The following is a 7492-nucleotide window of genomic DNA, read 5'->3' as shown; positions in this document are numbered from 1 at the left end:
CAGCAGAAAAGCCCCGCCAGCAGATGGGATTGATCTCCCTCGCCCACCCTGAAATGAACATGGATGACGCCTAGGCTGGCCAAGCTGCCTACGTGGATAAGAAGCGCGAAATTGGCGGCAAACAGCGCGGATGGAAAATTGGGCTGACTTCAAAAGCCATGCAATCCGCATTGGGCATCGACATTCCAGATAGCGGCATATTGTTCGAGGATATGTTTTTTGAAGATAGTGCCCAAATACCGCGTGACCGCTTCATTCAACCACGCATCGAAGCCGAGATTGCCTTTGTGATGAAAGCCCCGATTTCCGGGCCAAACATCACCCGCGAACAGGTGATTGCGGCCACAGACTATGTCTGCCCATCGCTGGAAATCCTGGACACACGTATCGTTCGACAGGATGCCAAAACGGGGATAAGCCGCAAAATCTTTGACACCATCGCAGACAATGCAGCCAACGCGGGGATAGTTTTGGGCACCCAAAAACATCAAATAAGCGCCTTCGACTTACGTTGGGTTGGGGCTATCGTCACCAAAAACGACGAGGTTGAAGAAACAGGTCTAGGCGCGGGCGTTCTTAATGATCCCATTATGGGCATTGTCTGGCTGGCCAATCGTTTAGCCCAGTATAATCAATCGATTAGCGCGGGTGACGTGGTCCTTTCCGGCTCATTTATTCGCCCGGTGGAAACCGAGTTTGGCGACCATATATATGCCGATTTCGGCCCCTTTGGACACGTCAGCTGCACCTTCTAACTTTCAGGATCAAACCTATGCCAGCTCCAAAAAACAAGTTCAAACAAGCCCTCAAAAACGGGGACAAACAAATTGGCTGCTGGCTCGGGCTTGCCGATTCATATTGCGCGGAAATCGCCGCAAGTGCCGGATTTGATTGGCTTTTAGTCGATGGAGAACACGCGCCCAACGACCTACGATCCATCCTTAAACAAGTGCAGGTGATCGAAAAATCCAATTCGTCCCCAGCCGTCAGATTGCCAATCGGCGAAACATGGATGATCAAACAATATTTAGACGCTGGAGCGCAGACAATTCTTATCCCCATGGTTGAAAGCGCAAAGCAAGCAAAAGAGCTGGTTGCCGCCTGCCACTATCCCCCAAAAGGCGTGCGCGGCGTCGGCGCATCCCTCGCCCGCGCTTCAAATTTTGGCGGCATTCCAGACTACCTTACCACAGCAGGTGAAGAAATTTGCCTTTTAATTCAAATAGAAAGCCAGGCTGGACTTGATTCACTTGACAAAATTCTTGAGGTCGATGGTATCGATGGTGTCTTTATCGGCCCCGCAGATTTGGCAGCAGACATGGGTTATTTGGGCAAACCCAAGGAAGATGTCGTCGTTAGAGCAATTACGGATGCCATTTCCAAAATCGCAGCGTCTAACAAGGCTGCTGGCATATTGACGCTCGACGAGGTATTTGCCAATAAATGTTTGGACTTAGGTGCATCATTTGTTGCTGTGGGCATTGATGTCACCGCATATGCAAACGCAATGCGTGGCATCGCCAATCGGTTCAAACCTTAGATAGACTTACGACGATCGGTGTTGTGGCGACGCTCGGGCGTCTCATTGGGCGCCAGCGCCCGCACCGTTTGGCCGCGCCCAAGCTCTTTAGCACGATAAAGCGCCTGATCAGCACTGCGGATCACAGACTTCGCTGTAAGCGCATCGTCAGGCCACCAGGCCACACCAATACTCGCGCCAACTTCTGCTGAACCGTTGTCAAACACCACTTCTTCGCACACCGTCTCGATGATGTTGTCGCACAACATCATGACGCTTTCTTCATCCAACCCATCGCGCAGCAAGATGATGAACTCATCGCCACCAACCCGTGCTGCCATTCCTTTATCGCCGACAACGTTTGCGATGCGCTGAGCAACCGTTTTGATAACAGCGTCACCTGCTTGGTGACCATAAGTGTCATTGACGTCTTTGAATTTGTCCAAATCCGTGCAGATGATTGCACATCGGTTCAATTCGGCTTTAGCGATGATATTGTCCAACTCATTGTCAAACTGCAGACGGTTTGGCAAACCAGTAAGAGCATCATGTTCAGCCATGAAGCGATTGCGCTCTTCGCTGACCTGAATGCGAGTGACGATCTTGCTATAGCGGTACCCAATGAACCCAAGCCCAACCGTGATTAGAGCCAACAGGCCAGCCAGAAACGGCAAGGCTTTCTCCCAAATGTGAGCGGAAGGTTTAGTAGCCTCCCAGACCGCAGAGATTTTTGCACTTCCGACACCGCCAATAACCATCTGATCTAATTCAGGGTTTGCATCTTTTTGCGCCACAATGGAAAAACGTGAAAGCCCCAATTGCTCTCTAACCTGGCCAAATGCGAATTTGTTTAGCGGGCGGAAAATGAAAAGAATCTTGGGGTTCCCATCTGGTAAAACCTCCAAAATGTCAGGCACGATTGCCTGAGCAACGGCCATGCCAAGCTGCCCTTCAACCATGCGATAATCGGCAGCATAAATCGCATTATTTGACCAAACCGGGTCACCAATCGGCACAAATCCTTTTCCGCGCACTTTGCGATTTGCAAAATATTTTGTACGCGCGCGTTGAATCAAATCAAAATTTGCAACGATATTCTCTAGGCCATCTCTGGGCTCCATCAACTGGTCCCTAAAAATCGTTATTTGTGGATTGCCTTGCTCGTCAACGATGATGACGTGCTCAAACTCATGCTCAAGCCAACTGTCCTCAGCTATTTCTTCTTGCACATACTCAAGGTCAATTTCGCGCCGATAAAGCTCGAACACAGTTTCGTCCAAAAAAGAAATCTCTGCTTGATCGCTCGCCAACCCTTGCAGCTGAAGCTTCACTTCTTTTGAAACAAGATTGGCTTCAGCATTGAACTGAACTTGATTGGCGACATCACCTGCGGCATTCAAAACGTAAAAATTAGAACCAGCAAACCCAACCACAATGGCGGCACAAAGCACATAGATGCCTATGGCTAGATTGAATTTGAAACCGCGCTGTGGAGCAGCCATACAAAAGTTCCCCGAACTACAGACCTCCAAAGTAGCAAGCAGAGTTGAATGCGGCGCTAATTGGCATGGTTTTTAATAGGTTAAGAGTGGGCAACGCTTTCAAAACATCCCCTTGCCCCCAATGAACTCAACATGAACAGCCCGTTCGAGAACCAGTCACAACCGCGGCGCTAGAGTTGTTCACATCAACAACCACACACCATATTGGGGATTTATCATGAACATCAAAAACACACTCTTAGCCATCGTTTTAGGCTTCGCACTTTCTATGTCTGCAGGCTCAATTGCGCAGGCAGCGGACAACGAACCACCAGAAATCACCTTTGATAACGGTCAATTGTTCGAAAACTGCATGTTGGACGGCGGTAAAACCAAAAATGGGAAAAAGACCTACAGCTGTTCACATGGAGGCACGACAACCACTTGTGACAAAAAGCCAGTAGACAAAGACGCCCCCTGTTCAACTGAAGAGAATGCGAAACGTAGCAAAGGGTTCGCCAAAACCAAATTCGGCTCCAACACCGTTTTAACATTCAAACGCTAATCGCAATTCATATGAAAACTGGTGCGGGGTGGCATTTGCCTTCCCCACCAATTACTCGATCCGGGCCAACTGTATTGACTAAACAATTGGCGAATGACCCGCCAAGTGGTCGAACAAGACATCGGGTCGGTTGAGAAATGAATTTTGGCCAAATCCTGGCACAATTCTAACCTCAACACCTACAGCTTCAAGGCGGCCTTTTGTGTATTCATGGTCAGAGAATGGGTCAGTCTCTCCATAATACACCATTGTCCGACACTTCAGCGCCCCAAGGCTGTCCACCCAATCGCCTGCCATCACAAGCAAATCGGCTTCCACGCCGCCTAAATTGCAATCGATCATTGCACGTGCAAAGTCTGGTGCCCAATCGGACCTAACAATCGACAATACATGCTTGATGTCGTCCGGACTGTTCTCATAAGTCTTCAACCAAATTTTTCGCGCGAATTCCTCATTTAACAACAGCGGAGCAAGCGTGTTAAATACAGGAAACAAAAGCCACTGAAAGCGGCCAATCAACTGCGCCCAATGCCCGGAATATGATGATTTTGCGGGCCGAGGTGAACGCGCAAAATATTGCGGAGAGCACATTAAAAGCTGCTCGCAGCTTTCACCTAGCCGGTCGGCCAACAACATCGCTGACATTCCACCAGCTGTAATCGAGACAATAGGCAAACTTGTTAGACCAAAAGAGGTCAAAAACATAAAACAATCATCCACAAAATCGCTTAACGACATCTCTGGATGTGTCTTATCCAATGGTCGGCCAAAAAAACCTGGACGTAGTGGGATGAGTACACGAATGTTCGCACTTTCTAAGAAATCCGCCCGATTGGGCAATGGCACCAGAGGCTCGACACTTGGGTGCATCAAAAAACAAGGCTGCCCATCCAGCGGTCCTAAGTCCGCAACCAATAGCTCTCGCCCGCTTTCGAATGTTGTACGGTGCAATCGGGCGTGGGGTTGATAATATTGATCAAGCAGTGACTTGAGACGCGACACAGGATCTTCAGCGCTGTCTTGTCCTGAATTCACCAAACTCGTCAGCAAGACAGAAACAATCTGCAAAAGCTCGGCCTGTGAACTAACTTGCGCTTTCGAGCGCAAAGCGGCCAATTGGTTGCGTTTCGTTTGATAGGATCGACCGTCGTCTTGGCTTGCTCGACGCAAACTGGCGCCACACAACAGGTTTTTCAACAAATCAAGTTCTGCGGGCGTGATGGATTCGTCAAATCGCGCAAAAAAACATGCGGCAATTGCATAGTCTGAAACAAAATTCTCCCCATATTTGCCTTGCGCCGAAGCCGCTTGGCTAAAAGTTCCATCGTTCCGCAAATGCAGCCCCACTTCTTCTTCGCAATTCTCAGTAGCACTCGGATGGCTAACAAGTGCCAGCCGTTCAGATTTAGTGAGTTTTGTGGAAATGGACAGAATACGGTCCATAACTTCAAGGGCTGCGTGACGATCATGTTCCAACACTTAAAGTACGCTCCCAAAAACACATAAGTAACGCGTTTCTACTTCCAAAATGCGAAGCAAATCACAGCCTTGCACCAGCAATTGGCGCAAAAGTCATTAGTTCACAAATGAATGAAAGGGTCAAACGCACACCAGCCGCCAAAGAAAACTGTACGAAATCTAGGCGATCACTTGTGAAATTTAAACATATTGAAAAAGGTAAATGGAGCGGGTAGCGCGCTTCGAAATCCGCATCAATGCTATATATTTCAGTTACTTAATTCAACTCACATTGATTTTGTATCACAATAGGTATCACAATAGGTATCGCGAAAATGAAGAATTGGAACTCTAACCCACCTCTTTAATCTTAGAATCTCTCAAAACCCGTGCACGTTCTTGCAGGGTAATGTGTTTATTGGGGTTTTCCAAGAGCGCAGCCGCATAGGCTGCAATGGCAACTTTGAAACTTGTGGTTTCGCAAATGCTTGTCACTTTACCACCTTTTTCCCACTCTTTGATTGAGAACAAAGCGTCTTCTAAGTTTGGTTCCGCATCATCATTTACCACCGGCCAAACAAACATGCCGCGATGATTGCAGTGCGGGCAGACCATCCGCTCACTGAAGTGACGAACATTCAGAACCGGCAGCATTTCGTGTTGCGCACCAACATATGAAATAACCGAATCGAGATCCACAGCCTGCGACTTTCGGCAATTCATATTGTGGCACACAGCCACCAGCTGCAGGCCAACCCGCCTCGCCTCCAACAATGTCTTTGTGCTTGCTCTCATATTCGCTAATTATCATGAGAACAAATCATAAACAAAATAAATTTTTATCTTAGTAAATTGGCAAAAAGCCCTTTACATTAGGGGTATTTACCCCTAATGTAATTCTATCAACAAAGGGATTGGGTTCCCACACAAAGGAGAAAGTTGATGAACAAAGTCGAGATCATTATCCCCAAACAAAACAACTCAGGCGAAAGCCTTGCTGCAGTCACCGATGGCGTAAAAGCAAACTTTTGCAATGTGTTTGGTGGCTATACAGCAATCGACGCTGAAGGCGGATGGGTAAGCAACGATGGCACCCTGTTTAAAGAGCCTGTAACAATCATCTTTTCAGCAGCGACAAAAGACAAATCAGCCGATGCAGACTTGTTGATCGCCATTGCAAAGGACGTTTTGGCCATCACCGATCAGTTGGCAGTGTTTGTTTCGATAGACGGTCAAGCTGAGATCATCGAGTAACAGAACGGGGCGGCAATGCCGCCCCACTTCATCAAAGGAGAATGAAGATGCCTGTAGCAATAGCAGTTTTGCCTGATGGCGTTATTCCTGCCATTTACAGTGAGCAAAGCGATGATGATCTGCTTGCCCGTTTGCGCACGGTGAAGGACGCGCCGGCGCTTGACGATATCAGCGCAGCCAAAACGTGGTTGGCCAAACTTCCGGAACCAAGTGGTTGGTTTGAGAACGCACTATTGGCCAAGCTTTATACTGGCCGCATGCGCGAAGAAGTGCAGTTTCAAGGAGATATTATTACTCAAGCGCGTGAGGCGTTAGGCTTTGACGGGAAGCCGATGGCGCGCGCGCAATTTGGCAAACTGATTGGCATTGGTGGTGTTGACAATACACGCCATAAGACCATTCATGATGCAGAACGCGGCAAGATTAAGCTCAGCAAACAAGCGTCAAGACAGATGCTTGGAGTGTTGGCCCAACGGGAATTGTTGAAGCTGTTGAATAAGTAGTGATAAAAATCAAATTCAGGGGTGTTCTTAATGCGTATAATTTTGCTTCTTATTGTAATTCTCGCAACATCGACATTGCCAGCACGAACGGCCGAGAACAGATTGAATTGTGCGAACTTTAAGGATGAAATTCGTCCAATTCTCAAGCAATTTGGAACCATTTACGATGATGATGGATATTGGGAAGCTGGCTCGTTAGGCCACAGTTACGGGTCAACCACCTGCGATACTGAACATAATTTGGCTCACTTCAACAGCTGTGCAATTTTGAAGTTTCCCAAGGCCGCAGGAGAGTTTTTAGCACTACTGGAAACCGTCGACGAATTGCTAAACCTGCAAACTGATACTGGTGCGGATCTGATGTCACAGGCATATTCGGAATACCTAACCTTGCAAGCTGCAGGAGCAAGCGGGCTATCTGCCACCGCTCGCTCAAGAGTTGATCTTGAACGAGCGATACTGCGTTTTACCGTCTGGTCAGCAGCGCAAGATGTACCACATACAGTTTGTGTAAACTTAGATATGAAACAATAATTCGCGTCGGCGGAGCACCAACGCCGCCTACTCCGCTACTTCTCTAAAGCCCGATCGATCCGATCAATCAAACGATCAATGGACTGTCGGAATTTTTCAAGTTCTTGGTTCACTCCATCTTTGGTGGCGTAATGGTTGGCGGCATAAAGCTTGTGTTCAGCGATCTCCTTGCGCAGCA

The 7492-nt window shown here is 48.0% G+C and carries 8 protein-coding genes and 1 pseudogene; 6 read left to right on the top strand and 3 right to left on the bottom strand.

The window, feature by feature from the left end:
* A pseudogene (hpaH, locus tag Q0231_RS16280) lies at positions 1–755 on the top strand (2-oxo-hept-4-ene-1,7-dioate hydratase); the annotation flags it as partial.
* A 17-nt stretch (positions 756–772) separates the two neighbouring features.
* Positions 773–1540 (top strand): 4-hydroxy-2-oxoheptanedioate aldolase, encoded by a 768-nt coding sequence (gene hpaI / locus Q0231_RS16275; RefSeq protein ID WP_269393955.1) that lies wholly within the window; start codon positions 773–775, stop codon positions 1538–1540.
* On the opposite strand, the gene Q0231_RS16270 is transcribed toward hpaI, so the two are convergent.
* Entirely contained in the window at positions 1537–3021 is a 1485-nt protein-coding gene (locus Q0231_RS16270; RefSeq protein WP_299349259.1) for a GGDEF domain-containing protein, read from the bottom strand. The genes hpaI and Q0231_RS16270 overlap by 4 nt on opposite strands.
* A 217-nt stretch (positions 3022–3238) precedes the next feature.
* On the opposite strand from Q0231_RS16270, the gene Q0231_RS16265 reads away from it, so the two are divergent.
* Positions 3239–3565, top strand: a complete 327-nt coding sequence (locus tag Q0231_RS16265) for a hypothetical protein (protein ID WP_269393953.1) — start codon at positions 3239–3241, stop codon at positions 3563–3565.
* A 78-nt stretch (positions 3566–3643) separates the two neighbouring features.
* Here Q0231_RS16265 and Q0231_RS16260 read toward each other — a convergent pair whose 3' ends face one another.
* Both Q0231_RS16260 and Q0231_RS16255 read right to left on the bottom strand, forming a co-directional pair.
* Positions 3644–5044, bottom strand: a complete 1401-nt coding sequence (locus Q0231_RS16260; protein WP_299349257.1) for an alpha/beta fold hydrolase — start codon at positions 5042–5044, stop codon at positions 3644–3646.
* 330 nt (positions 5045–5374) lie between these two features.
* On the bottom strand, positions 5375–5818 hold the full coding sequence (locus tag Q0231_RS16255) for a hypothetical protein (protein ID WP_299349254.1): 444 nt from the start codon (positions 5816–5818) through the stop codon (positions 5375–5377).
* Between the two features lie 147 nt (positions 5819–5965).
* Between Q0231_RS16255 and Q0231_RS16250 the strand changes: the two genes are divergently transcribed.
* The 3 genes from Q0231_RS16250 to Q0231_RS16240 are packed head-to-tail and all read left to right on the top strand — an operon-like array spanning position 5966 to position 7314.
* A complete protein-coding gene (locus Q0231_RS16250; protein WP_299349251.1) occupies positions 5966–6277 on the top strand; it encodes a molybdenum cofactor biosynthesis protein MoaE in 312 nt (103 codons plus the stop codon).
* Between the two features lie 47 nt (positions 6278–6324).
* The gene (locus Q0231_RS16245) at positions 6325–6780 is read left to right on the top strand and encodes a hypothetical protein (protein ID WP_299349249.1); all 456 of its coding nucleotides are present in this window, start codon (positions 6325–6327) and stop codon (positions 6778–6780) included.
* A gap of 30 nt (positions 6781–6810) precedes the next feature.
* A complete protein-coding gene (locus Q0231_RS16240; RefSeq protein ID WP_299349247.1) occupies positions 6811–7314 on the top strand; it encodes a hypothetical protein in 504 nt (167 codons plus the stop codon).
* Positions 7315–7492: the final 178 nt, after the last annotated feature.

It is taken from the genome of uncultured Maritalea sp., from assembly GCF_937139385.1.
GTDB classification, from domain to species: domain Bacteria; phylum Pseudomonadota; class Alphaproteobacteria; order Rhizobiales; family Devosiaceae; genus Maritalea; species Maritalea porphyrae_A.
Note: the sequence above shows the minus strand (reverse complement) of the source record. Positions and strands in the feature narration are given on the sequence as shown.

Coding starts and splice junctions, on each gene's coding strand:
- Q0231_RS16255 (WP_299349254.1), bottom strand. CDS start 5,818: ATGAGAGCAAGCACAAAGACATTGTTGGAGGCGAGGCGGGTTGGCCTG.
- Q0231_RS16245 (WP_299349249.1), top strand. CDS start 6,325: ATGCCTGTAGCAATAGCAGTTTTGCCTGATGGCGTTATTCCTGCCATT.
- Q0231_RS16265 (WP_269393953.1), top strand. CDS start 3,239: ATGAACATCAAAAACACACTCTTAGCCATCGTTTTAGGCTTCGCACTT.
- Q0231_RS16270 (WP_299349259.1), bottom strand. CDS start 3,021: ATGGCTGCTCCACAGCGCGGTTTCAAATTCAATCTAGCCATAGGCATC.
- hpaI (WP_269393955.1), top strand. CDS start 773: ATGCCAGCTCCAAAAAACAAGTTCAAACAAGCCCTCAAAAACGGGGAC.
- Q0231_RS16240 (WP_299349247.1), top strand. CDS start 6,811: ATGCGTATAATTTTGCTTCTTATTGTAATTCTCGCAACATCGACATTG.
- Q0231_RS16250 (WP_299349251.1), top strand. CDS start 5,966: ATGAACAAAGTCGAGATCATTATCCCCAAACAAAACAACTCAGGCGAA.